This is a genomic window from Streptomyces sp. NPDC048257 (genome assembly GCF_043201855.1).
In the GTDB taxonomy this organism is placed as follows: Bacteria; Actinomycetota; Actinomycetes; order Streptomycetales; family Streptomycetaceae; genus Streptomyces.
The window spans coordinates 33,393-55,817 of the sequence record NZ_JBICZI010000006.1 but is presented as its reverse complement, the minus strand read 5'-3'; the positions used below and the strand labels follow the sequence as shown (position 1 = coordinate 55,817).

The 22,425-nt window shown below is 70.9% G+C and carries 22 protein-coding genes; 9 read left to right on the top strand and 13 right to left on the bottom strand.

Annotation, left to right across the window (positions count from 1 at the left end; all coding sequences use genetic code 11):
• Positions 1-114: 114 nt before the first annotated feature.
• The 5 genes from ACGFZK_RS15575 to ACGFZK_RS15555 all read left to right on the top strand — a co-directional run bounded on the left by ACGFZK_RS15575 (position 115) and on the right by ACGFZK_RS15555 (position 4,343).
• The gene (locus ACGFZK_RS15575) at positions 115-1,104 is read left to right on the top strand and encodes an ABC transporter ATP-binding protein (RefSeq protein WP_393849406.1); all 990 of its coding nucleotides are present in this window, start codon (positions 115-117) and stop codon (positions 1,102-1,104) included.
• Positions 1,094-1,981 carry an ABC transporter permease gene (locus tag ACGFZK_RS15570; protein ID WP_393849405.1) on the top strand — a complete coding sequence of 296 codons (888 nt, stop codon included), beginning with the start codon at positions 1,094-1,096 and terminating at the stop codon, positions 1,979-1,981. Before ACGFZK_RS15575 ends, ACGFZK_RS15570 begins: the two co-directional genes overlap by 11 nt.
• Positions 1,978-2,889 carry an ABC transporter ATP-binding protein gene (locus tag ACGFZK_RS15565; RefSeq protein ID WP_393849404.1) on the top strand — a complete coding sequence of 304 codons (912 nt, stop codon included), beginning with the start codon at positions 1,978-1,980 and terminating at the stop codon, positions 2,887-2,889. The genes ACGFZK_RS15570 and ACGFZK_RS15565 overlap by 4 nt, the downstream gene beginning before the upstream one ends.
• 15 nt (positions 2,890-2,904) lie before the next feature.
• On the top strand, positions 2,905-3,624 hold the full coding sequence (locus tag ACGFZK_RS15560) for an ABC transporter permease (protein ID WP_393849403.1): 720 nt from the start codon (positions 2,905-2,907) through the stop codon (positions 3,622-3,624).
• 83 nt (positions 3,625-3,707) lie between these two features.
• Positions 3,708-4,343, top strand: a complete 636-nt coding sequence (locus tag ACGFZK_RS15555; protein ID WP_393849402.1) for a rhomboid-like protein — start codon at positions 3,708-3,710, stop codon at positions 4,341-4,343.
• A gap of 5 nt (positions 4,344-4,348) precedes the next feature.
• Here the strand turns inward: ACGFZK_RS15555 and ACGFZK_RS15550 are convergent, their stop codons facing one another.
• Positions 4,349-5,005, bottom strand: coding sequence for a response regulator (locus tag ACGFZK_RS15550; protein WP_393849401.1), 657 nt, complete (start codon positions 5,003-5,005; stop codon positions 4,349-4,351).
• A 10-nt stretch (positions 5,006-5,015) separates the two neighbouring features.
• Complete coding sequence (locus ACGFZK_RS15545; RefSeq protein ID WP_393849400.1) at positions 5,016-6,005, bottom strand: sensor histidine kinase; 990 nt, start codon at positions 6,003-6,005, stop codon at positions 5,016-5,018.
• Positions 6,006-6,165: 160 nt separating this feature from the next.
• Between ACGFZK_RS15545 and ACGFZK_RS15540 the strand changes: the two genes are divergently transcribed.
• Complete coding sequence (locus ACGFZK_RS15540) at positions 6,166-6,723, top strand: hypothetical protein (RefSeq protein WP_393849399.1); 558 nt, start codon at positions 6,166-6,168, stop codon at positions 6,721-6,723.
• A gap of 137 nt (positions 6,724-6,860) precedes the next feature.
• Here ACGFZK_RS15540 and ACGFZK_RS15535 read toward each other — a convergent pair whose 3' ends face one another.
• From ACGFZK_RS15535 to ACGFZK_RS15495, 9 genes are all read right to left on the bottom strand, one after another.
• Positions 6,861-7,673, bottom strand: a complete 813-nt coding sequence (locus ACGFZK_RS15535; protein ID WP_393849398.1) for an HAD family hydrolase — start codon at positions 7,671-7,673, stop codon at positions 6,861-6,863.
• Positions 7,670-8,947 carry a serine--tRNA ligase gene (gene serS, locus ACGFZK_RS15530; RefSeq protein WP_393849397.1) on the bottom strand — a complete coding sequence of 426 codons (1,278 nt, stop codon included), beginning with the start codon at positions 8,945-8,947 and terminating at the stop codon, positions 7,670-7,672. Before serS ends, ACGFZK_RS15535 begins: the two co-directional genes overlap by 4 nt.
• Positions 8,948-9,473: 526 nt before the next feature.
• Positions 9,474-10,409 (bottom strand): prephenate dehydratase, encoded by a 936-nt coding sequence (gene pheA, locus ACGFZK_RS15525; RefSeq protein ID WP_393849396.1) that lies wholly within the window; start codon positions 10,407-10,409, stop codon positions 9,474-9,476.
• Positions 10,410-10,451: 42 nt separating this feature from the next.
• Positions 10,452-11,810 (bottom strand): iron uptake transporter deferrochelatase/peroxidase subunit, encoded by a 1,359-nt coding sequence (gene efeB / locus ACGFZK_RS15520; protein WP_393849395.1) that lies wholly within the window; start codon positions 11,808-11,810, stop codon positions 10,452-10,454.
• Positions 11,735-13,768, bottom strand: a complete 2,034-nt coding sequence (locus ACGFZK_RS15515) for a copper resistance CopC/CopD family protein (RefSeq protein ID WP_393849394.1) — start codon at positions 13,766-13,768, stop codon at positions 11,735-11,737. Before ACGFZK_RS15515 ends, efeB begins: the two co-directional genes overlap by 76 nt.
• A gap of 31 nt (positions 13,769-13,799) precedes the next feature.
• Positions 13,800-14,255 carry a copper chaperone PCu(A)C gene (locus tag ACGFZK_RS15510; RefSeq protein ID WP_393849393.1) on the bottom strand — a complete coding sequence of 152 codons (456 nt, stop codon included), beginning with the start codon at positions 14,253-14,255 and terminating at the stop codon, positions 13,800-13,802.
• The gene (locus ACGFZK_RS15505) at positions 14,252-14,905 is read right to left on the bottom strand and encodes an SCO family protein (protein ID WP_393849392.1); all 654 of its coding nucleotides are present in this window, start codon (positions 14,903-14,905) and stop codon (positions 14,252-14,254) included. Before ACGFZK_RS15505 ends, ACGFZK_RS15510 begins: the two co-directional genes overlap by 4 nt.
• A gap of 69 nt (positions 14,906-14,974) precedes the next feature.
• Positions 14,975-15,697: a YcnI family protein gene (locus ACGFZK_RS15500; protein ID WP_393849391.1), complete on the bottom strand. Its 723-nt coding sequence runs from the start codon at positions 15,695-15,697 to the stop codon at positions 14,975-14,977.
• Positions 15,698-15,806: 109 nt separating this feature from the next.
• Positions 15,807-16,640: a hypothetical protein gene (locus tag ACGFZK_RS15495; RefSeq protein ID WP_393849390.1), complete on the bottom strand. Its 834-nt coding sequence runs from the start codon at positions 16,638-16,640 to the stop codon at positions 15,807-15,809.
• 256 nt (positions 16,641-16,896) lie between these two features.
• Here ACGFZK_RS15495 and ACGFZK_RS15490 point away from each other — a divergent pair, with 256 nt between their 5' ends.
• Positions 16,897-17,340, top strand: coding sequence for an ATP-binding protein (locus ACGFZK_RS15490; protein WP_393849389.1), 444 nt, complete (start codon positions 16,897-16,899; stop codon positions 17,338-17,340).
• 87 nt (positions 17,341-17,427) lie between these two features.
• On the opposite strand, the gene ACGFZK_RS15485 is transcribed toward ACGFZK_RS15490, so the two are convergent.
• Positions 17,428-18,894: an aminopeptidase P family protein gene (locus ACGFZK_RS15485; protein WP_393849388.1), complete on the bottom strand. Its 1,467-nt coding sequence runs from the start codon at positions 18,892-18,894 to the stop codon at positions 17,428-17,430.
• A gap of 119 nt (positions 18,895-19,013) precedes the next feature.
• Complete coding sequence (locus tag ACGFZK_RS15480) at positions 19,014-20,567, bottom strand: PP2C family protein-serine/threonine phosphatase (protein WP_393849609.1); 1,554 nt, start codon at positions 20,565-20,567, stop codon at positions 19,014-19,016.
• Between the two features lie 394 nt (positions 20,568-20,961).
• Between ACGFZK_RS15480 and ACGFZK_RS15475 the strand changes: the two genes are divergently transcribed.
• Both ACGFZK_RS15475 and ACGFZK_RS15470 read left to right on the top strand, forming a co-directional pair.
• Positions 20,962-21,717 (top strand): bifunctional DNA primase/polymerase, encoded by a 756-nt coding sequence (locus ACGFZK_RS15475; protein WP_393849387.1) that lies wholly within the window; start codon positions 20,962-20,964, stop codon positions 21,715-21,717.
• 109 nt (positions 21,718-21,826) lie between these two features.
• Positions 21,827-22,399 carry a hypothetical protein gene (locus ACGFZK_RS15470; protein WP_393849386.1) on the top strand — a complete coding sequence of 191 codons (573 nt, stop codon included), beginning with the start codon at positions 21,827-21,829 and terminating at the stop codon, positions 22,397-22,399.
• Positions 22,400-22,425: the final 26 nt, after the last annotated feature.

Below are 22,425 nucleotides of genomic sequence, written 5' to 3'. Positions count from 1 at the left end.
AAAGTTGTCGGGTCCACATCAGCCTCCAGTACGGGCATGTACGCCTGAAGGCGGAGACGGGATCCAGCTCCAGGTCTGACGTTTCGCGAGAGCCGCGCCACTAACGTCGAACCCGTGACTGTCATCGCGACCGAAAGCCTGAGCAAGCGGTATCCCCGAGTGACCGCCCTCGACCGGCTCTCCCTGGACATCGGGCCTGGTGTGACCGGCCTCGTTGGTGCCAACGGAGCCGGCAAGTCCACGCTGATCAAGATTCTGCTGGGACTGTCCCCCGCCACCGAGGGCAGCGCCGCCGTGCTCGGCCTCGACGTCCGCACGCATGGCGGCGCCATCCGTGAACGCGTCGGCTACATGCCCGAGCACGACTGCCTGCCACCCGACGTCTCGGCCACCGAGTTCGTCGTCCACATGGCGCGCATGTCCGGGCTGCCGCCCACCGCGGCCCGCGAGCGCACCGCCGACACCCTGCGCCACGTCGGGCTGTACGAGGAGCGTTACCGCCCCATCGGCGGCTACTCCACGGGCATGAAGCAGCGCGTCAAGCTCGCCCAGGCCCTCGTCCACGACCCCCAGCTGGTGCTCCTCGACGAGCCGACCAACGGTCTGGACCCGGTCGGCCGCGACGAGATGCTCGGCCTGATCCGCCGCATCTACACCGACTTCGGCATCTCCGTCCTGGTCACCTCCCACCTCCTCGGCGAGCTGGAGCGGACCTGCGACCACGTGGTGGTCGTCGACGGCGGCAAGCTGCTGCGCTCCAGCTCCACCAGCGACTTCACCCAGATCACCACGACCCTCGCGGTCGAGGTCACCGACTCCGACACCCACCCGGACGGCACCGCCGCCCTGCGCAAGGCGCTCACCGAGGCGGGCGTCACCCTGCACGTCGGCGAGGAGCAGGGCCTGCCCGGCGCCGGCCACATCCTCCTCGTCGAGGCCACCGGTGAGGAGACGTACGACACCGTCCGCGACACCGTCGCCGACCTGGGCATCGGCCTGGTCCGCATGGAGCAGCGCCGCCACCACATCGCGGAGGTCTTCCGCGCGAACGACCAGCCCTCGCCCACCGTCCAGCAGAAGGGAGCCGGTTCCGATGGCGCCTGACACCTCGACCCAGATCCACAACATCGGCTACCGGTCCTACGACGGACCCCGGCTCGGCCGCGCCTACGCCCGCAAGTCGCTGTTCTCGCAGTCCCTGCGCGGCGCCTACGGGCTCGGCCGTTCCGCCAAGTCCAAGGTCCTCCCGATGCTCCTCTTCGCGGTGATGTGCGTGCCCGCGCTGATCATCGTCGCGGTTGCCATCGCGGTGCCCGGTTCCACCGACCTGCCGATCAAGTACACGACGTACGCCCTGACCACCCAGGTGATCATCGGCCTCTTCCTCGCGTCCCAGGCACCGCAGTCGGTCTCGCGGGACCTGCGCTTCAAGACGGTGCCGCTCTACTTCTCGCGGCCCATCGAACGCGTCGACTACGTCGTGGCCAAGTACGCGGCCATGGCCTCGGCGCTGTTCATCCTCACCGCGACCCCGCTGCTGATCATGTGGATCGGCTCGCTCCTGGCGAAGTTCGACTTCGCCGACCAGACCAAGGGATTCGGGCAGGGACTCGTGTCGGTTCTGCTGCTGTCGCTGCTCTTCGCGGGCCTCGGCCTGGTCATGGCCGCGCTCACCCCGCGCCGCGGGTTCGGCGTCGCCGCGATCATCGCGGTGCTCCTCATCCCCTTCGGCGCGGTGACCGCGGTCCAGGGAATCGCCTACAGCACCGGGAACACCGGAGCCATCGACTGGATGGGGCTGTTCTCCCCGATCACCCTCATCGACGGCGTACAGACCGCGTTCCTCGGCGCGACCTCCGCCTTCCCCGGTGGCGAGGGCCCCTCCGCGGGCCCCGGCGTCGTCTACCTGCTCGTCGCCCTCGGCCTCATCGTCGGCTCCTACGCCGCCCTGATGGCCCGCTACCGGAAGGCCGGGCTGTGACCACCATCAACATCGACCACACCTCCCGCTGGTTCGGGAACGTCGTCGCCGTCAACGACGTGACCATGAGCATCGGCCCCGGCGTCACCGGGCTGCTGGGTCCCAACGGCGCCGGAAAGTCCACCCTCATCAACATGATGGGCGGCTTCCTCTCCCCCTCCACGGGCACCGTCACCCTCGACGGCGCGCCGATCTGGCAGAACGAGCAGGTCTACAAGCAGATCGGCGTCGTGCCCGAGCGCGAGGCCATGTACGACTTCCTCACGGGCCGGGAGTTCGTCGTCGCCAACGCCGAACTCCACGGCCTCGACGACGCGGCCGCCCAGCGGGCGCTCGCCACCGTCGAGATGGAGTACGCCCAGGACCGCAAGATCTCCACGTACTCCAAAGGCATGCGCCAGCGCGTGAAGATGGCCTCGGCCCTCGTCCACGACCCGTCCGTACTGCTTCTCGACGAGCCGTTCAACGGCATGGACCCGCGCCAGCGCATGCAGCTCATGGACCTGCTGCGGCGCATGGGCGACGCGGGACGCACCGTCCTGTTCTCCTCCCACATCCTGGAGGAGGTCGAGCAGCTCGCCTCGCACATCGAGGTGGTCGTGGCCGGCCGGCACGCCGCATCCGGCGACTTCCGCAAGATCCGCCGCCTGATGACGGACCGCCCGCACCGCTACCTCATCCGCTCCTCCGACGACCGGGTCCTCGCCGCGGCCCTGATCGCCGACCCCTCCACCGCCGGTATCGAGGTCGACCTCAAGGAAGGCGCGCTGCGCATCCAGGCCGTCGACTTCGGCCGCTTCACCGAGCTGCTGCCCCGCGTGGCCCGGGCACACGGCATCCGGCTGCTGACGGTCTCGCCCTCCGACGAGTCCCTCGAGTCGGTCTTCTCCTACCTCGTCGCGGCCTGAAAGGAGCTGGCACCCATGTACGAACCCACCGTCGCCCGGCTCACCTACCGGGCCCTGCTCGGCCGGCGCCGTGCGCTGATCCTCTTCGCGCTGCCCGCCCTGCTGATCGTCATCGCCCTCGTGGTCCGTGCCTTCGTGGGCGTGGACGACAAGGTCGCGGCCGACCTCCTCGGGGGCTTCGCCCTCGCCACCATGGTTCCGCTGATCGGTGTCATCGCCGGCACCGGCGCCATCGGACCCGAGATCGACGACGGCTCGATCGTCTACCTGCTCGCCAAGCCGGTGAAGCGCCCGACGATCATCATGACCAAACTGTTCGTGGCGATCGCCGTCACCATGGTCTTCTCCGCGATCCCCACCCTGATCGCCGGCTTCATCCTCAACGGGAACGGCCAGCAGATCGCCGTCGCCTACACGATCGCCGCCCTCGTGGCCTCGATCGCCTACAGCGCGCTGTTCCTGCTGCTGGGCACCGTCAGCCGGCACGCGGTCGTCTTCGGCCTGGTCTACGCCCTGATCTGGGAATCGCTCTTCGGCAGCCTGGTCGCCGGAGCCAAGACCCTCAGCGTCCAGCAGTGGGCCCTGTCCATCGCCGAGAAGGTCGCCGGAGACGGCTACGTCGACGCCACCGTCGGCCTGCCCACCGCCGTGATCCTGCTCTGCGCGGTCACCGTCGGCGCCACCGTCTACGCAGGACAGAAGCTCCGCCGCCTCACCCTGGCCGGCGAGGAGTAGGTCCCCGCAGCAGCGCCCCGAACCCGTGCCCCGCCCGGCCCACCGGCCAGGCGGGGCACAGGTTTGCGCGTCATCATCGGTGCATGGTCGAGCACACCGAGCCGGAGCCGTCCAGGCCAGTGCGGTCCTGGATACGCTCCTCGCCCGGAACGCACATCTGGCTGCTGATCATTGCCGTCACCAGCGTCGTCGTTGCGATCGCGCCCGACCAGCTCGACCACGTCCTGCTCCACCGCAACAGCAGCAACATCAACCAGCTCGAGAAATACCCCGTGCGGGCACTGATCAGCAGCGCCTTCTGGATCGTGAACCCGGCCTCGCTCGCCCTCTACGTCGTGCTCTTCGAGCTGTTCCACGCCCCCGTCGAACGCTGGCTCGGCACCGTGCGCTGGCTCCTGATCGTCGCGACCGCCCACGTCGTCGCCACACTGATCAGCCAGAAGATCCTCCTGACGGCCATCCAGGACCACCGGGCCCCGCACAGCATGACCCACGTCGTCGACATCGGCGTCAGCTACGGGCTCGCGGCCTCCATCGGTGTCCTCACCTACCGCATCCCCGGGCCCTGGAAATGGCTCTACCTGGCCGGAGCGGTCTCCTTCTTCGGGATCCCCCTGCTCACCGGCGGCACCTTCACGGACCTCGGCCACGCCATCGCGCTCTCCGTCGGCCTGCTCGCCTGGCCGCTCACCCGCCACGTTGTTTCACGTGAAACATGACGCTCCTAGGGGGTGTCCGCCTCTGCCCCCGCTGTCGCGACGCCGTGCTCCCACGCCCAGGCGGCGATTCCCACCCGGTTCCGGGCCCCGAGCTTGGCCTGGACGTTCGCGATGTGGGTCTTGGCCGTCCCCGCGCTGATGAACAGCTCCGTACCGATCTCCGCGTTGGTGAGACCCCGCGCCACCAGCCGCACGATGTCCACCTCCCGCTCCGTCAGCGGATGCGTCGCGGGCCGGGAGACCGGACCCGCCTGCGTGAGCCGGCTCAGCAGCCGCACCGTGATCTGCGGACTGATCAGCGTGTCCCCCGCCATCGCCGCCCGCACCCCCTCGATCAGCAGCGTCGGCCCGGACCGCTTCAGCAGGAACCCGCAGGCGCCGTTGCGCAGCGCGGTGTGCACGTACTCGTCCAGGTCGAAGGTGGTCACCACCACGACGCGCGTCTGCGGCGCCAGTAGCCGGGTCACCTCCAGCCCGTCGAGCCGCGGCATCCGGATGTCCGCCAGCACCACGTCCGGCCGTAGCTCGCGGGCCAGCGCCACCGCGTTCTCCCCGTCCGCCGCCTCTCCCACCACGGTCATGTCCGGCTGCGAATCGAGGATCAGCCGGAAACCGCTGCGAATGTCCTCTTGGTCATCGGCTATCAGGATGCGTGTGGTCACGCCGCCATGATCACCCGAGGGGGCGCTCCCGCGTCGGGAAGACGACGCAAACCCGCCACCCGCCGTCCTCACTCGACCCGGCCCGCAGCGTCCCGCCCGCCGCCTCCACCCGTCCGCTCAGACCGGCCAGTCCGGTCCCACCCCGCCGCCGGCGCGCCAGCAGCCCGCCCCCACCCCGGGGCGCGGCGGAATTGGTCACGCTGAGCTCTATGCCCGCCCCGGCCCGGCACAGGCCGACCCGCACCACGGCCGCCCCTGGCGCGTGCCGGCGTACGTTCGTCAGCGCTTCGACGGCCACCCGGTACGCGGTGGTGTCCGCCTCCCGTGACAGCTCTTGCACGGCCGCGGGGTCGGCGTCCAGGGCCCCACCCTCGAACCGCTCGACCAGCTCCGGCAGTTGGGCCAGGCCCGGAAGCGCGGTCGTCGACCCTCCCGCGGCCTCCCGCAGCGCGTGCACCGTGCGGTCCATGGACGCCAGCGCACTCAGCCCCGCCATCTCGATCCGCTCCAGCGCCCGGACCGCCTGCCCGGGGTCCTGCGCGGCCACGAACCGGGCCGCCTGCGCCTGCACCACGATCGCGCTCACGTCATGCGCGACGAAGTCGTGCAGATCGCGGGCCAGTTCCAGCTGCTGGTCGCGCCGCGCGTCCCGTACGGCCTGCCGCACCCGGTCCGCCTGACGGCGCAGATAGCCACCGACCAGCACGGCCCCCAGGGCGGGCAGCGCCCAGAACCCCGCGACCCCGCAGGCCTCCAGCCAGGAACCCGCCGCCCACACCAGCGGGACGGGCCACAGCGCGACGGCCGCCACGCCCAGGACGCCCGCGACGGTCCCCGAACGCACCGGTGACCAGCGGACCACCAGGGCCAGCAGCGGCAGCAGGAGACCCACCCAGAGCAGCAGCCACGCCGCGGGCGCCCCCAGGGCGGTGGCGGCAAGGCCGGCGACGGCAGCCGTGGCCAGTAACGGGGCATACACGGCATGCAGGTTGGCGGTCATGAGCCGACCCTACGAGCGCACGCCGGGGCTTGCCATCTGCCGTTCGGCAGAGCCTGGCGACGCGGCTCCGCCACAGGCCTGCTGATCGGCGGATGGTCCCGGCCGGCCGTCCGCCGGAGGCTAGAGGCATCACCGACCGCCTCCGGAACAGGACATGACGATGCCCGCAGTAGCCGCCCCCGCCGCCGTCACCACCCGCGCCACGGACACCGCCGCACACGTCTCGCCCTGGATGCGGCGGGCGGCCCACGCAGCCGCCCTCACCGTCCTTCCGAGCTGCCTGTGGCGGCTGGTGATGGCCGCCGGCGTCCCCCTCGGCTTCGGAGTGGGCAGCCCGCACCATCACGCCCAGTACCCCGGCTGGGGATCCCTGGCCCTCGTGGCCCTGTGCGTCCTCCAGGAGTGCCTGGGGCTGGCGTCCCTCGGACTGGTGCAGCGCTGGGGAGAGGAGGTCCCCCGCTGGGTTCCCGTCCTCGGCGGTCGCCGGATCCACCGCCTGCTGGTCGCGATCCCCTTCGCTCTCGCGGCGGTCGCCGTCACCGTCCTCGCGTGCGCCATGGCCTGGTTCTGGAACGGCGTCAACGCGGGGGACCCGACGGCGCCGCGCGGGCTCGGTTACTGGGCCATGACCCTGTCCTACGTTCCCGTGCTCCTGTGGGGTCCGCTGCTGGCCGTGCTCAGCGCCGCCTACTGGTGCCGCCGCCGGACGCACGGCTGACGGGCGGAAATTCGCTGGTAAGCGGCCTGTACCAGGTGCAGAGTGAGTCGTGCGGGGAGCAACAAAAGGTCCGGGGCAGCCACTTCGAGCGCGCCATCTGGCGCGGGCTGCCCCGGACCTCTCCCACGTCCTACGCGCTACGCGGCGCCCAGCAGACGCTCCAGCACCACCGCGATGCCGTCCTCCTCGTTGGAGGTCGTCACCTCGTCGGCCACGGCCTTGAGCTGGGCATGGGCATTGGCCATCGCCACCCCGTGCGCGGCCCAGCCGAACATCGGGATGTCGTTGGGCATGTCGCCGAAGGCGATCGTCTCCGCCGCCTTCACGCCCAGCCGGCGCGCTGCCAGCGACAGCCCCGTGGCCTTGGTCAGTCCCAGCGGAAGGATCTCGACGATGCCGGGACCCGCCATGACGATGTCGACCAGGCTGCCCACGATCTGCCGGGCCGCCTTGACGAGCGTGTCGTCGTCCAGCTCCGGGTGCTGGATGTAGAGCTTGTTCAGCGGAGCCGTCCAGAGCGCCTTTGTGTCGTCCAGGTATATGGCCGGGAGGCCCTCCTGCACCTGGTACCCGGGCCCGAACAGCACCTCGCCGTCCACCCCGTCCCGGCTGGCCGCCAGGGCCAGCGGGCCGATCTCGGCCTCCATCTTCGACAGCGCCAGACCGGCCAGCTGCCGGTCCAGCGTCACCGAGGTCAGCAGCCGGTGCGCACCCGCGTCGTAGACCTGCGCGCCCTGCCCGCAGACGGCGATCCCCTTGTAGCCGAGATCGTCCAGGACGTGCCGGGTCCAGGGCACGGCCCGGCCGGTGACGATGATGTGCGCCGCGCCCGCCGCGGTGGCCGCGACGAGCGCTTCACGGGTGCGTTCCGAGACGGTGTCGTCGCCACGCAGCAGCGTGCCGTCGAGATCGGTCGCGACGAGCTTGTACGGGAACGGGGCCGGGCTCACTTGGTGTTCGGCTCCAGGACCTCGCGGCCGCCGAGGTACGGGCGGAGCGCCTGGGGCACACGTACCGAACCGTCGGCCTGCTGGTGGTTCTCCAGGATCGCGACGATCGTGCGCGGGACCGCGCACAGCGTGCCGTTCAGCGTGGACAGCGGCTGGGTCTTCTTGCCGTCGCGGTAGCGGATCGACAGGCGGCGGGCCTGGAAGCTGTTGCAGTTCGAGGCGGAGGTCAGCTCGCGGTACTTGCCCTGGGTCGGGATCCACGCCTCGCAGTCGAACTTGCGGGAGGCGGAGGCGCCCAGGTCACCGGTGGCCACGTCGATCACCTGGAACGGCAGCTCCAGGCTGGTCAGCCACTGCTTCTCCCACTCCAGGAGCCGCTGGTGCTCGGCCTCGGCCTCCTCCGGCGCGACGTACGAGAACATCTCGACCTTGTCGAACTGGTGGACGCGGAAGATGCCGCGGGTGTCCTTGCCGTACGTACCGGCCTCGCGGCGGAAGCAAGGGGAGAAGCCGGCGTACCGCAGCGGCAGCTTGTCGGCGTCGATGATCTCGTCCATGTGGTACGCGGCGAGCGGTACCTCGGAGGTGCCGACCAGGTAGAAGTCGTCCTTCTCCAGGTGGTAGACGTTCTCGGCGGCCTGGCCGAGGAAGCCGGTGCCCTCCATGGCGCGCGGGCGGACCAGCGCCGGGGTCAGCATCGGGATGAAGCCGGCCTCGGTGGCCTGGGCGATGGCCGCGTTGACCAGCGCCAGCTCCAGCAGGGCTCCCACGCCGGTCAGGTAGTAGAAGCGCGAACCGGAGACCTTGGCGCCGCGCTCGACGTCGATGGCGCCCAGCAGTTCGCCGAGCTCCAGGTGGTCCCTGGGCTCGAAGCCCTCGGCGGCGAAGTCGCGGATGGTGCCGTGCGTCTCGAGGACGGTGAAGTCCTCCTCGCCGCCGACCGGGACGTCCTCGTGGACGATGTTGCCCAGCTGGAGGAGAAGCTGCTTGGCGGCTTCGTCGGCCTCGTTCTGCTCGGCCTCGGCGGCCTTGACGTCCTGCTTGAGCTGCTCGGCCTTCTTCAGCAGCTCGGCCCGCTCCTCCGGGGAGGCCTTGGGGATGAGCTTGCCGAGCGACTTCTGCTCATTGCGCAGTTCGTCGAAGCGCATGCCTGAGGACCTGCGGCGCTCGTCGGCGGAGAGCAGTGCGTCGACGAGTTCGACGTCCTCTCCACGGGCGCGCTGCGAGGCGCGGACACGGTCAGGGTCTTCACGGAGCAGCCGGAGGTCAATCACTCCTCCAGGCTACCGGGCTGGGGTTCCTGGGATCACACCGATATCACGCTGCGTGTCGCTATGTCCTAATTGCAACGAATGGATAAGTCTTGACGGCTGACCGGAAGTGGTCGTTCTCGGAGCGTCAATAAAAGCGGTCCCATTCCCCGAAAAGGGGCAGAATGCCGACGGTCGGGCGGGCGCTGAGCAGGGCCGGAGGGGATTCTTGTCCACAGGAATTGTCGCGGCCCGAGACTTATCCACAGGCTGTGTGCCGCATCTGTGGACACAGGAATAGATCATTCCTGATCGGTCGACGGCCGAGGCGAATCAGGGTTCAAACCACCCCCACACACTCATTCGGGTGGGAATGACTCGCCCCAAAGAGTTGATCGGTGATGCGGGGGTGACACCGTTCACCTCCCGCTCCTCAGAGCGAAACCTGAGCCCCCCGGCCGATTTGTCGACCTTGTCATGCTGTTCTGTCGACTTGTCCCCAGGTCCCCATCTCGGCCTGTGGATAACTCTGTGGACAGTGGATAACCCTCTACGCACGCCCGTCGAGGCAACGCCCCAGCCAGTCGGAAGCGGCCGTGAAGTCACCGTCGGAGGTTCCGGCCCGAGGCGCACGGACATCACTCTGAGCGACACCGGCCCGCGGGTAGGACCCCAGGAAGCGGACCTGGGGGCAGGTCCGCTTGAGACCCATGAGCGCCTCGCTGACCCGCCGGTCGGAAATATGGCCCTCGGCGTCGACGGCGAAACAGTAGTTGCCGATGCCCTGTCCAGTTGGACGGGACTGGATCAGCATCAGGTTCACCCCGCGGACCGCGAACTCCTGGAGGAGCTCCAGCAGCGCACCGGGGTGGTCGTCGCCGAGCCACAGCACCACGGAGGTCTTGTCCGCGCCGGTCGGTGCGGCCGGCCGTGCGGGGCGTCCCACCAGCACGAACCGGGTCTCGGCGTTCTCCGCGTCGTGGATCTCGGTCACCAGCGGAACGAGCCCGTAGGTGGCGGCGGCGAACTCGCCCGCGAAGGCGGCGTCGAAGCGGCCCTCCTGGACCAGCCGGGCGCCGTCGGCGTTCGAGGCGGCCGACTCCCACACCGCGTCGGGCAGGTTCGCCCGCAGCCAGTTGCGCACCTGCGGCTGGGCGACCGGGTGCCCGGTGACGGTCTTGACGTCCGACAGGGCGGTCCCGGGCCGCACGAGCAGCGCGAAGGTGATGGGCAGCAGCACCTCGCGGTAGATCATCAGCGGTTCGCCCGAGGCCAGCTCGTCGAGGGTGGCGGTGACCCCACCCTCCACCGAGTTCTCGATCGGGACCAGGGCAGCGGCCGCCTCGCCGTTGCGTACGGCGTCCAGGGCAGCCGGGACCGACACCATCGGGACGAGTTCCCGGGTCGCGGCTTCCGGCAGGGTGCGCAGGGCGGCCTCGGTGAAAGTGCCCTCGGGACCGAGATACGTGAAGCGGGTGGCTGACATGCGATCAGCCTAATGCCGGGGTGCCGCCCACCGGGTTGCTGTTCATCCTTCGAGCAGCCGCTGCCCCACGTACTCGCCGCTGCGGGGGCCGGGCGGAACCGCGTACAGGCCGCTGGACTCGTGCCGGATGAACTCCGACAGCGCGTCGCCGCGGTCGAGCTTGCGCTGAACGGGTACGAATCCGCGCAGCGGATCGGCCTGCCAGCAGACGAAGAGGAGCCCGGCGTCGGGAGCACCGTCGGCGCCGATGCCGTCGTGGAAGGAGAAGGGGCGCCGCAGCATGGCGGCCCCACCGTTCTGCTCGGGGGCGGAGATCCGGGCGTGGGCGTTGGACGGGATGACGGGCTTGCCGTCGGCGCCGAGCTTGTCGAGCGCCATCTCGGTGGTCTCGCCGCCGCCGGTCAGGGGGGCGCCGGTGGCCTTGGTACGGCCGATGACCTGTTCCTGCTGGGCGGTGGACTGCTTGTCCCAGTCATCGAGGAGCATGCGGATACGCCGGACGACGGCGTACGAGCCCCCGACCATCCACGCGTGCTCGGAGGGCCCGGGGCCCGCGCCGGGTACGAAGATCCGCTTGTCGAAGTCGGGCTCCGAGGGCTTGGGGTTGCCGGTGCCGTCGATCTGGCCCATGAGGTTGCGGGCGGTCATCGGGGTACCGGTGGCGCCGGGAGACCGGTTGAAGCCGTTCATCTGCCACCGGACGCGGGCGGCCTCCCCGGCGTCCTTCTGCAGGGCGCGCAGCGCGTGGAAGGCGACGAGGCCGTCGTTGGCGCCGATCTGGACCCACAGGTCGCCGTTGCTGCGCTGGGGGTCGAGCCGGTCCGAGGAGAAGTCCGGCAGTGGGTCGAGGGCGGTGGGGCGGCGGGCGGTGAGGCCGGTGCGCTCGAAGAAGGAGTGGCCGAAGCCGAAGGTGACGGTGAGGGAGGACGGACCGGCGTCGAGGGCGATCCCGCTGTCGGAGGTCGGAGCCGGCTCGCCCGCCATCAGCTTCCGGGCGGTGTCGGACCAGCGCCGCAGCAGCGCGGCGGCCTCCGTACGGCCCGCCCCGGCGGCGAGATCGAAGGCGACGAGGTGCCCCTTGGCCTGCAGCGGGGTCGTGATGCCGGCCTGGTGGTCCCCGTGGAAGGCCACCTGGCTGGCGCCGAGCGAGGCCAGACTGCCGGCCGTGCCCGAGGCGGAGCCGGTTCCGGAGTCGGCGAGCGCGGAGTGCGCGAGGGCGCCGCCTGCGGCTCCGAGGGCGATCCCGGCGGCGCCTGCGGCGCCGACGGTGCCCAGCAGCCTGCGCCGGGAGATCTCGATGTCGGGGTTGCTCTCGGTCACGCTGGTCAGCCGATCTTCACGGTCTTCTGGACGGTGGTCTGGTCGATGTCGGACGTACGGACGGTCACGTCGATACGCCATTCACCGGCGAGCGGCAGCTGGACGCCGGATGCGGTCCAGTGCCCGGGGGCGGCCCGGTCGGGGAGGACCGGCAGGGGGCCGATGTCCTTGGCGGGAAGGGTGAAGGCGACCTTGACCTCGGGGAGGTCGAGGGGCGTGCCGTCGCCGGAGTCGGACCAGAGGTGCAGGGTGTTCGCGCCGACCCGTCCCGGGTCGAGCTCGAGCCGGACGGACCCCTTGCCGTTCGGGCCGCCGGTGTCGAAGGGGAGGGTGATCTTGACGGCGCGGTTGGGGACGGCGGTGGCGGTGGAGCCGCTGGTCGTCTCCTGCTCCACCGTCCGCCCGGGCTCGGTGCTGGTGAGCACGGTGGTGACGGCGAGAAGGATCACGGCGACGGCCGCCTCGGCGAGGACGGAGCGGCGCAGGCCCGCCCGGTCCGGGTCGGCGTCCCGCACCCGCTTCTCACGCGCGCTCTCGCGGGCGGCGCGCTGCCGGGCGAGCTGGGCGGCACGCTCCGGGTCCGCGGGGACGGTCACGGGCTCTGTTTCACGTGAAACATCGGAGGGGCCGGAGGCCTCGGAAACCTCGGAGAAGTCACCCGGGGCTGTTTCACGTGAAACATCGTCCGAGGGCTGCCCGGCGGCGGCCGCGGGGCCATCCGCGAGCCGTGCGGTCCACTTGCGGGACACGTAGGCGATGCCGAGCAGGACGGTGACCAGACCGACCTTCAGGAGGAGCAGCCGGCCGTAGTCGGTGCCGGTGAGGGCGGACCAGCTGCCGAGCTGGCGCCAGGACTGGTAGATGCCGGTGACGGCGAGCACCAGGACGCTGACGAAGGCGACCCTGGAGAAGCGCCGGACGGCAGCCCGCTCGATCCCGGGAACCTTGTGGAGGGCGATGAGCAGCGCGGCGAGACCACCGAGCCAGGTGGCGACGGCCATCAGGTGCAGGATGTCGGCGGGCATGGCGATGCCGGGCTGTATACCGGTGGAGGCGTGCTCGGAGAGGGCCCAGGTGGCGGCGATACCGCCGGCCACGACGGCGCCGCCGATGGCCAGCCCGAAGGTGAGATCGCTGGTGTCGTCCGGCGTCTCGGTCTCCTCGGTCCCCTCGGTCTTTTCGGCCTTCCCGGCCTCAACGGGTCCGTCGTCCGCCACGCGGCCCGCGTAGACGCCGAACAGGACCGCGACGAAGAGGGCGGCCGCGCCCAGCAGGAGCAGCCTGGAGACCAGTGAGGCTCCGGTCTTGGTCTCCAGGACGGCCCGGAGCCCGTCGAGGTCGAACACGTCGGAGAAGTTGCCGGACCCCGTGTACGGGGCCCGGAGCACCAGCATCGCGAGGGTGGCGGCGGTCAGGGCGACCCAGGCGCGCACGACGAGCTGCTGGAGCGGCCGCTCGGCCGCGCCCCGGCGCCAGCACAGCAGGATGAAGGCGGCGCCGCCCACGAGGACGGTGAACCCGGCGTAGGCGGCGTAGCGGGCGATCCCGTACGCGATGCCGACGGGTCCGCCGCCCGCCTGCGCGGTGGGCAGGGTGACATCGGTGGCCGAGGGTGCGCCGATGGAGAAGGTGAAGGCGCCGGAGATCGGGTGGCTGTCGGCCGAGACGGCCTGCCAGGCGACGGTGTAGGTGCCGTCCGGCAGTCCGGCGTGCAGCGCGCTGCCGTAGCGGATGGTGTTGCCGCTGCACATGTCGCGGAGCTCGCCGGTGTCCACCCGCTTGCCCTGGGGATCGAGGACGCGGATGGAGTCATCGCCCATGGCGACCTGCTCCGAGAAGGAGAGGGTGACCTGGGCGGGGGCCGTGGCGACCACCGCCCCGTCCTGGGGGTCGCTCGCGGTGAGTGCGGCGTGCGCCGTGGCCGGTGAGGCCGCGGCGAACAGAATTGCCAGCAGAGCCGCGAGGACCAGCGCGAGCCGTGGCAGGACTGCCGTGGCACGGGCGCGGGCCGTGGAGGGGGCGGGGGCGGTGGCCGTCATGGCGTGTCAGTTCCTCGGTCCGTCAGTGGGCTTACGAGTGCTGCGCGTTGTACGTCCGGTCCTTCACGTCCAGCTCGACCTTGACCGGGCCGGCCTTCTCGAAGCGGAGCTCGACGGTGACCTTGTCGCCGACCTGGGGAGTGTTCTTGAGCCCCATGAACATGATGTGGTTGCCGCCCCGCTTCAGTCGGAGCTCGCCGTTCGCCGGCACGTCCATCGACGGGACGTGCTGCATCTTCTGGTCCTTGGTCTCGTGGATCTGGAGATCGTCGGAGAGCGAGGAGGTGGCGCCGGTGAGCTTGTCGGCGGTCCCGGAGCCGTTCTTGATGACCATGAAGCCGCCGGCCATCTTGTCGTTCACGGGCTGGGGCATGAAGGCGCCGCTGACGGTCATCTTCGGCTCGGCCTCACCGGAGCAGCCGGATATGGCGAGCGCTGCCGTCAGGGAGAGGGCCGCGGCGAGGACGCGGGTGGTGCGGGCGTTCACGGGTTCTCTCCCTTGATGAGCTTCGGCAGGTCCTTGGTGTAGTCGTCGACGGTGGTGCCCTCGCCGTAGAGGACGTACCCCTCGTCGGTCTTCGGCGAGAACGCGATGACCTGGGCGCCGTGCATGGAGACGACGTCGCCGTTGGCCTCCTTCTTGGGGGCCTCGATGCCGATGCCGAGCGTGCGTGCGGCGGCCTGGATGGTCGCGAAGTCCCCGGTGAGTCCGATGAAGGACGGGTCCTGCCCCTTCAGCCACGCGCCGAGGGTCTCGGGAGTGTCCCTCTCAGGGTCGGTGGTGACGAAGACGACCCGGAGGTCGTCCTGGTCGGCCTCGGGGAGCGCCTTCTTGGCGACGGCGATGTTGCTCATCGTCAGCGGGCACACGTCGGGGCAGTGGGTGTATCCGAAGTAGATGAGGGTCGGCTTTCCCTTGGTCTGCTCACGCAGGTTCCACGGCTTGCCGGTGGTGTCCGTGAGGACGAGCTCCGGCTTGCCGAAGGGGCGGTCCAGGACGGTCGCGGCCTTGGCGTTGTTCTGGCCGCCGGAGATCTGGGTGACCGAACCGGTCTTGGCCGGCTCGCCGCCGCAGGCGGTGAGGGTGAGGGCGGCCGCCGCGATGAGAGCGGCGACCGTCACACGTGTGGTGCGCATGGAGAAATGTCCCTGGGATCGGGGATGCTACGGATGTTCGGAGTGACAGCGCCCCATGGGCGCGGCAGGTCAGACGGAGCGGCGACGCGAGGCGATGCCGAAGGCGACACCGCCGAGTCCGATGACGATGCCGGCGATGCCGAGGACGCGCGCGGTGGTGTCGGAGCCGTGTTCGGCGGCCTCGTCGTGGCCGTGTTCGGCGTCCTTGTCGGCGTTCTTCGCCTCGTCGGCCTTGGCGCCGCTGTCGTGGTGGTCGTCGCCCTTGGGCGCGGTCAGCTTCAGGACGGGCGCGGGGTTCTGCGGCTCCGCGGCGCCTTCCTTGGCCTCCTCGATCCAGCGGACGACCTCGCCGTTGTCGTACGTCTGGATGGACTTGAAGACCATCTGGTCGGCGCTCTCGGGCAGCTTGCCCACGGAGAGCGGGAACTGCTGGAACTTCCCGGCCTCGATCTTGCCACCGGACCAGGTCACCTTGGTGACGACCTCGTTGATCTGCTTTCCGTGGACCGTCAGCGGCTTGTCGAGCTTGGTCTTCTCGACAGCCACGGTCCAGCCGGGAACGTCCTGCGGCATGACCGAGGTGAGCGGCTGGTCGATCGGGAAGTTGACCTCCAGCTGGGTGGTCGACGCGTTGTCCCGCTCGTTGGGGACCTTGAAGTTGATCGTCGCGTAGCCACCCTTGGCGGCCTCGCCGGCGGGCTGTACGCCGACGTGGGCGAAGGCAGGGCCCGAGAGGAAGAGGACGGTACCGGCGGCGAGGGCGGCGGCAACGGAGACGCGAGAGGTCTTCATGGCAGGAACACTCCACGGAAGCAGTGGTGGCGGTGGCTCCGCGCACGGGTGCGCGCGGAGTTCGCGGCACCGGTGTCCCGCTCTGAGTCGGGGAAGGGAGGGTGCCGCGTCAGGCTGCGAGAGCGAGCGCCACGGGCGGGCCGCGCCGGGTCACCGTGTGTTGGAGGGCTTCCCGGCCGGTGGAGAGTGCCGGGTCGGACCCGGTCCGCGGGGCCTGCAGGGTCCGGGCGGCCGAGCCCGGGAGACCGGCGCCGAGGGCCCGTACGAAGGCCAGTGCGGCGCGCAGCGGGCGCATCGGGGCGGCCTCGGCGGAGCGCCGGGACAGCTCGACGAGCCGGAAGAGTGCGGCGTCGCCGCGGCCGAGCAGCCAGCCCGCGGCGAGTGCGGCCAGCAGGTGACCGGCCAGCATGGCCGGGCTGAACAGGCCGGTTGCGGGAGCTGCGGTGACGGCCTGGGCCACGTGCGCGTGCGCGCCGTGTCCCTGCGCAACGACCTGCCCGGCCTGTCCCGCCTGCTCGGCCAGGGCGGCCGGGTCGAGGCCCGCGGCCTCCAGGATCTGCCGGGAGTCGGCCGGGCTGAGCGGCACGGAGTTGCCCCCGCACACCAGCCGGGCGGCGAGCTCCGCGAGCGAGGCGTCGGCGGTGCCGGCCGGTGCCTGCGCGGCCACGGCGCCGTGCTGGCCGAGGCCGAACAGTGCGTGCAGGCCGAGTTGTCCGGCGGTGAGCACGGCGGCGATGCCGGGCAGTGTCCGCCGACGGCCCGCGAGCGGGGCCGCGACCGCGAAGACGGCGAGGAAGCCGAGGCAGAGGGACCACCAGGGCACGGTGGCGCAGGACGCCAGGGCATGCCCGATCGCGGACAGCACGACACAGACCGCGGTGAACACCGCGGCCCGGATCAGCCGGAGGCCGGCTCCGGCGTGCGTCGCGTGGGGGTCAGACATGGCCGGGTCATCATCGCACTGCGCCCGGGCCCTTCATACGGCAGGTCCGGAAGGTCCGCTCGAGTCCGGCATGAGACCCCCAGGAGGTCCGCCGGAGTGCCGCAGGACGTCCGCACGAGTCCCCTCCGCGCGGACCCGGCCGGGTCCGCCGCATACACCGCGCCCCGGGAGAGTCACATCGGCCGAACGAGCGTATTGAGGTCTCGAACGGCCGCAGAGCGCTTACGCCCCCTCGCGGGCGGCAATAGGTAACCGTATGAGCATCTGGTGGTCTCTCCACTTGAGGCGCGAAGCCGCGAGCGTGCCGCTCGCCAGGCGGCTGCTGCTGGGGACGATGGAGACCGCGGGGGTGGACCCGGACATCTCCTTCGATCTCTCGGTGGCGCTGAGCGAGGCGTGTGCGAACGCTGTGGAGCACGGCGGGGGTGGTGAAATCCCGGACGATGCCGAGGCGTACCACGTCACGGCCTATCTGGACGGGGATTGCTGCCGCATCGAGGTGACCGATTCCGGTCCGGGATTCCCGCCCGCGACGGTGGCCCGCCGCAGACCCTCGCTGGCCGAACACGGCCGGGGCCTGCACCTGATCGCCGAACTCGCCGACCACGTCCGCTTCCGCAACCGGCCGGGCCGCGGCGCCGTGGTGAGCTTCGACAAGATGCTGAAGTGGCGCGACGACTCCCTGCTCAAGGTGTCCTAGGGGGTGTCTCGCCGGCCAGCGGAGAAACGCCGATGGGCGGGACCCTGACGAGGATCCCACCCATCGAGACGCACCGGCAGTGGTTCGTCAGCCCTTCAGGCGCGCCATCCAGGCCTCGACGTCCGTCGAGGTGCGCGGCAGTCCGGCCGACAGGTTCCGGTTGCCGTCCTCGGTGACGAGGATGTCGTCCTCGATCCGGACGCCGATGCCGCGGTACTCCTCGGGCACGGCCAGGTCGTCGGTCTGGAAGTACAGACCGGGCTCGACGGTCAGGCACATGCCCGGCTCCAGGGTGCCGGCGACGTACGCCTCGGTGCGCGCGGCGGCGCAGTCGTGGACGTCCATGCCGAGCATGTGGCCGGTGCCGTGCAGGGTCCAGCGGCGCTGCAGGCCCAGCTCCAGGACGCGCTCCACCGGGCCGTCCAGCAGACCCCACTCGACGAGCTTCTCGGCCAGCACGTGCTGGGAGGCATCGTGGAAGTCGCGGAACTTCGCACCCGGCTTCACCGCGGCGATGCCGGCTTCCTGGGACTCGTAGACCGCGTCGTAGATCTTGCGCTGGATGTCCGTGTACGTGCCGTTGATCGGCAGCGTGCGCGTGACGTCGGCGGTGTACAGGGAGTGGGTCTCCACACCGGCGTCGAGCAGCAGCAGGTCACCGGAGCGGACGTCGCCGTCGTTGCGGACCCAGTGCAGGGTGCAGGCGTGCGGGCCGGCGGCGCAGATGGAGCCGTAGCCGACGTCGTTGCCCTCGACGCGGGCGCGCAGGAAGAAGGTGCCCTCGATGTAGCGCTCGGACGTGGCCTCGGCCTTGTCCAGCACCTTCACGACGTCCTCGAAGCCGCGGACGGTGGAGTCGACGGCCTTCTGCAGCTCGCCGATCTCGAAGGCGTCCTTCACGGCGCGGGCCTCGGAGAGGTAGACGCGCAGTTCCTCGTCGCGCTCCTTGGTCACCTTGTCGGTGAGGGCGGACTCGATCACCGAGTCGTGGCCGCGCACGGCGCGGACCGGGCCCTCGGCTTCGGTGAGGGCCTCGGCGAGCTCGCGCACGTCCTTCGCGGGGATGCCCAGGAGCTGCTCGGCCTCGGTGAGGGAGTGGCGCCGGCCGACCCACAGCTCGCCCTGTCCGGACAGCCAGAACTCGCCGTTCTCCCGGTCGGAGCGCGGCAGCAGGTAGATGGTGGCCGTGTGGCCGGTCGGCCCGGTGGGCTCCAGGACCAGCACGCCGTTCTCGGTCTGGTCGCCGGTGAGGTACGCGTACTCGGTCGAGGCGCGGAAGGGGTACTCGGTGTCGTTCGAGCGGGTCTTCAGACGGCCTGCGGGGATCACCAGGCGCTCGCCCGGGAAGCGCCGGGACAGCGCGTCGCGGCGGGCGACCGTGTGCGCGGCCTGGGCGATCGGCTCCAGTCCGTGCAGCTCGGTGTCGGCCCAGCCGCTGCGCATGCTCTCGGCGAGTTCGTCGCTGACGCCCGGGTACAGACCGTTCTTGCGCTGCTTGTGCGTCTTCTTGGGCTGCTCTTCTTCCGGGGTCTCCGGGGTGAGCTCGTCAGCCACGTCTTCTCCTCAGCTACGACGGTACGGACCTGGGTGTGGACCGCATCCATCGTATGCGTGTACGGGAAGAGCCGTTCCGAATCGTGCCCTCCGTCACGATTCGGAACACGCTCCGAGCCTCATTCGAACCGGGCGGCGAGCAGCACGATGTCCTCGGGGGCCGCGGTCGGCTCCCCGCCGGGCAGTACGGTCCGCAGGATGTGCTCGCACAGGGCCGCCGGGTCGTCGCGGACGCTACGGGGTACCCCCGCGGCCGCGGCGTGCAGCCGGGCGTAGGCACGGTCCATCGGGTCGCCCGTGTGGTGGAGCAGCCCGTCGGTGTAGAGAAGCACCGTTTCTCCGGGTGCGGGTTCGATCTCCACGCTCGGTGCCTCCCAGCAGGACAGCATGCCCAGGGGCGCGGAGAGCGAGGTCTCCACGTACTCGGTGCGGTGCTCGCCGATCAGCAGCGGCGGAGTGTGCCCCGCACCGGCCAGGATGATCTTGCTGCGCCGGCCCTCGGACTGAGGTCCCCCGGCGGGTTCGCAGTAGGCGAAGAGCGCGGTGGCGGAGCGGGCGGGCTCGGTGAGGCGCAGCAGCAGCTCCAGGTCGGACAGGACCGCTACGGGGTCCTCGCCCTCCATGACGGCGTAGGCGCGCAGCGAGGCGCGCAGCCGGCCCATCGCGGCGACGGCGCTCGGCCCGGATCCGGTGACGGAGCCGACGGCCAGTCCCAGGGCGCCCTCGGGCAGCGGCAGGGCGTCGTACCAGTCGCCCCCGCCGCGCGGCCCCGTGTGGTGGCGGGCCGCGAGCTGCACACCGGGGATCCGGGGGAGCCGGCTCGGCAGCAGTTCCTCGGCGAGGGTGGCCAGGTTCGCGCGGGAGCGCTCCACCTCCAGCATCCGGGCCAGGTGCTCGGCGGCGTGCCGCACGTACAGCCCGGCGAGGTCGCGCTGGCGGTCACTCGGCTCGGCCTGCTCGTCGTAGAGCCAGACGGCCGCGCCGAGCCGGCCGGTGGCCTCGGCGGTGAGGGGGAGCGCATAGCTCGCGGCGTAGCCGAGACGGGCGGCGACCTCACGGTGGCGGGGGTCCACGGGGGCGGCGAAACCCCCGGTGCCGGGGGGCGCGTCCGGTTCGGGAAGGACCTCGGAGCCGCCCTGGGCATCGGGCAGACCGTCGAGGATCCGCCCGTAGGAGGTGGCGCTGCGCGGCACGGTCTCGATGTGGCCGAGCTCCGCGTGGCCGAGCCCGAGGCCGATCGTGCTGGTCGGGCCGAGTCCGTCGGAGGGCTCCAGGACGACCAGGCCGCGGCGGGCACCGACGAGTGCGGCTCCGGCGCGCAGGAACTCGCGCAGGGAGGTGTCGAGGTCGCAGGCGCGGGCGAGGCGCTCGGTGAGCTCGTGCAGGGTGGTGAGGTCCGAGACCATGCCCGCCAGCCGGTCCTGGATGACGCTGCCCGGGCCGGGCGGAGGGGCCGGTGCGGGGGTGGTCCGGGCGGGCGTGGGCGCCGCAGTCTGCGGCGACACGGTTACTACTGGATCGATTCCAGCCACTTTCGGCAGATGCGGGGCGCTCATGGCGTCCGCCTTTCCACCTGGTGCGATTCGCCAAATAGCATCGCAAACCCCCAGACCGTGCTGCGCCGCCATCAAGGAATCCACATCTACACGCACACATGGATGCATGTCCAGCATTGGCCAGGTGGGAATCCTGGTGTCCATGGGACGGCAACTCACTGTCGAGCCAAGGCTAGAACTTGGCCGGAAAAAGCTGGAAGCAGTCGGTTTTTGAGGTCGACTGGGCGGGCTCCACGGAGGGTCGGGTACGTACTCATTGGCGCGCGGGGTCAGTTGGCGCCGTGGGAACCGCCCGGCACGGGCCGTCGTCCTTAGCGGCGGCAGCCGTTCCCGGCGGCCGGCGCGGGTCGCGCTCCACCCCCGCGGGACGTTTGATGGACCCGTAAGAAACTGCACGAACCGTGTGTACCTGCTTCTGGCGGACAGTGACGCGAAACCTGTACGTGTGGTGAGACACCGGTTACATGGTGTGATGTGGCCCTCGGCGTTCAACGGAAAGGAACGAGCGCATATGCGCGAGATCCTCGGAAGGCGTCTCCAGCGGCTCCGCGATCGCTTTCAATCCCTGCGCCCCGACCCGGGACAGAGCGGCGGCACGTCCGCTCTCCTCGACGCGGCGCTCGTCTGCGCCACCACCTGGCAGTGGCCCGTACTGCCCGGCGTCGGACGCTCCGGCACCGACGGCTCGCGGTGCGCCTGCCCCGACCCCGACTGCGTCGTCCCCGGCGCACACCCCTTCGACCCCGGGCTGCTCGCCGCCACCACCGACCCCCGGATGGTGGCCTGGTGGTGGACCAACCGGCCCACCGCGCCGGTCCTGATGGCCACCGGCGCGGACGCCCCGTGTGCGGTGAGCCTGCCGGCCGGTGCGGCCGCACGTGCCCTCGTACGACTGGACGCGCAGGGCATGCGGCTCGGGCCGGTCGTGGCCACGCCCACCCGCTGGGCGCTGCTGGTGGCGCCCTACTCGCTGGAACGGCTCGGCGAACTCCTGTACGCGAAGGACCACGTGCCCTCCTCGCTGCGCTTCCACGGCGAGGGCGGCTATCTGCTGCTGCCGCCCTCGGCCGCGTCCAGCGGTGGCCAGGTGCGCTGGGAACGGGAGCCGCGGGCGGATCGGCGGCCGGCGGGTGCGCGAGGTACGGGAGGGGCGCCGGGTACGGAAGATGCGGGAAGCCTGTGGCTGCCCGATGTCGAGGCCGTCGTGGACGCTCTGGTCGAGGCCAGCAGCGGTGCGCCCGGCGGCGGCAGCAGGCTCGCGTACTGACCTGCAGGACGCCCGAGGATCACTCGTACGGGTGCCAGCGGGACGAGTTTCCAAGGGAATTGGGCGCGGGGATCTCCGTGCCCCATTCCCGCCTCGCTATCTTCGGCGAATGAATCTCCGCCTGATCGGTATCGGCGCCGGTGTGCTGATCATCTTGTCGCTCCCGCTCGCCGGAGCGATCGCCGGGCCGGATTTTGCCGGTCAGGATGACGGAAAAGGCGGCGGCCTGTTCTCGGCGCTCGGGCTTTCGGACTCCTCTCGCACGTCCCCCGAGGCGCCCGCGCACTCGGCGCCGCCGGCCGGCCCGCAGCAGCCGGGCCCGGCCGAGCAGCCCCGTACGGATTCCCGCTGCGGCCCCGAACTGTCCTCGCCGCACGGGGTGGAGGCGCAGACCTGCGTGCTGGTGGGTGAAGGCCGGACGTGGGGCCGGAGTTACTACCGGAACACGAGCGGTCGCGCACTCGACGCGGTGCTCACGGTGATGGGTCCGGCCGGACGCACGGTCCAGATCCGGTGCACGGTGGGCGCGGGTGACGAACCGGGCCTGTGCGAGACGCCGAAGGAGGCTTCGGCAGGGGAGCCGGAGGGTTACTCGGCCGTAGCGGAATTTGCAGTTCCGGATGATGAAGGGGAACTGCTCTTGAGGTCCGGGAGCAACTCACCGGTGCCGGGTGACGGTTGACCGCACCCTGAAAATCAAGGGCCCGG

What these genes read in the sequence shown, in the direction of transcription:
- ACGFZK_RS15475 (WP_393849387.1), top strand. Translation starts at nt 20,962, where the DNA reads ATGCGCGAGATCCTCGGAAGGCGTCTCCAGCGGCTCCGCGATCGCTTT.
- ACGFZK_RS15570 (WP_393849405.1), top strand. Translation starts at nt 1,094, where the DNA reads ATGGCGCCTGACACCTCGACCCAGATCCACAACATCGGCTACCGGTCC.
- ACGFZK_RS15470 (WP_393849386.1), top strand. Translation starts at nt 21,827, where the DNA reads ATGAATCTCCGCCTGATCGGTATCGGCGCCGGTGTGCTGATCATCTTG.
- ACGFZK_RS15505 (WP_393849392.1), bottom strand. Translation starts at nt 14,905, where the DNA reads ATGCGCACCACACGTGTGACGGTCGCCGCTCTCATCGCGGCGGCCGCC.
- ACGFZK_RS15480 (WP_393849609.1), bottom strand. Translation starts at nt 20,567, where the DNA reads ATGCTGGACATGCATCCATGTGTGCGTGTAGATGTGGATTCCTTGATG.
- ACGFZK_RS15490 (WP_393849389.1), top strand. Translation starts at nt 16,897, where the DNA reads ATGAGCATCTGGTGGTCTCTCCACTTGAGGCGCGAAGCCGCGAGCGTG.
- ACGFZK_RS15545 (WP_393849400.1), bottom strand. Translation starts at nt 6,005, where the DNA reads ATGACCGCCAACCTGCATGCCGTGTATGCCCCGTTACTGGCCACGGCT.
- ACGFZK_RS15555 (WP_393849402.1), top strand. Translation starts at nt 3,708, where the DNA reads ATGGTCGAGCACACCGAGCCGGAGCCGTCCAGGCCAGTGCGGTCCTGG.
- ACGFZK_RS15495 (WP_393849390.1), bottom strand. Translation starts at nt 16,640, where the DNA reads ATGTCTGACCCCCACGCGACGCACGCCGGAGCCGGCCTCCGGCTGATC.
- efeB (WP_393849395.1), bottom strand. Translation starts at nt 11,810, where the DNA reads ATGGCGTATCGACGTGACCGTCCGTACGTCCGACATCGACCAGACCAC.
- ACGFZK_RS15515 (WP_393849394.1), bottom strand. Translation starts at nt 13,768, where the DNA reads ATGACGGCCACCGCCCCCGCCCCCTCCACGGCCCGCGCCCGTGCCACG.
- ACGFZK_RS15500 (WP_393849391.1), bottom strand. Translation starts at nt 15,697, where the DNA reads ATGAAGACCTCTCGCGTCTCCGTTGCCGCCGCCCTCGCCGCCGGTACC.
- ACGFZK_RS15560 (WP_393849403.1), top strand. Translation starts at nt 2,905, where the DNA reads ATGTACGAACCCACCGTCGCCCGGCTCACCTACCGGGCCCTGCTCGGC.
- ACGFZK_RS15540 (WP_393849399.1), top strand. Translation starts at nt 6,166, where the DNA reads ATGCCCGCAGTAGCCGCCCCCGCCGCCGTCACCACCCGCGCCACGGAC.
- pheA (WP_393849396.1), bottom strand. Translation starts at nt 10,409, where the DNA reads ATGTCAGCCACCCGCTTCACGTATCTCGGTCCCGAGGGCACTTTCACC.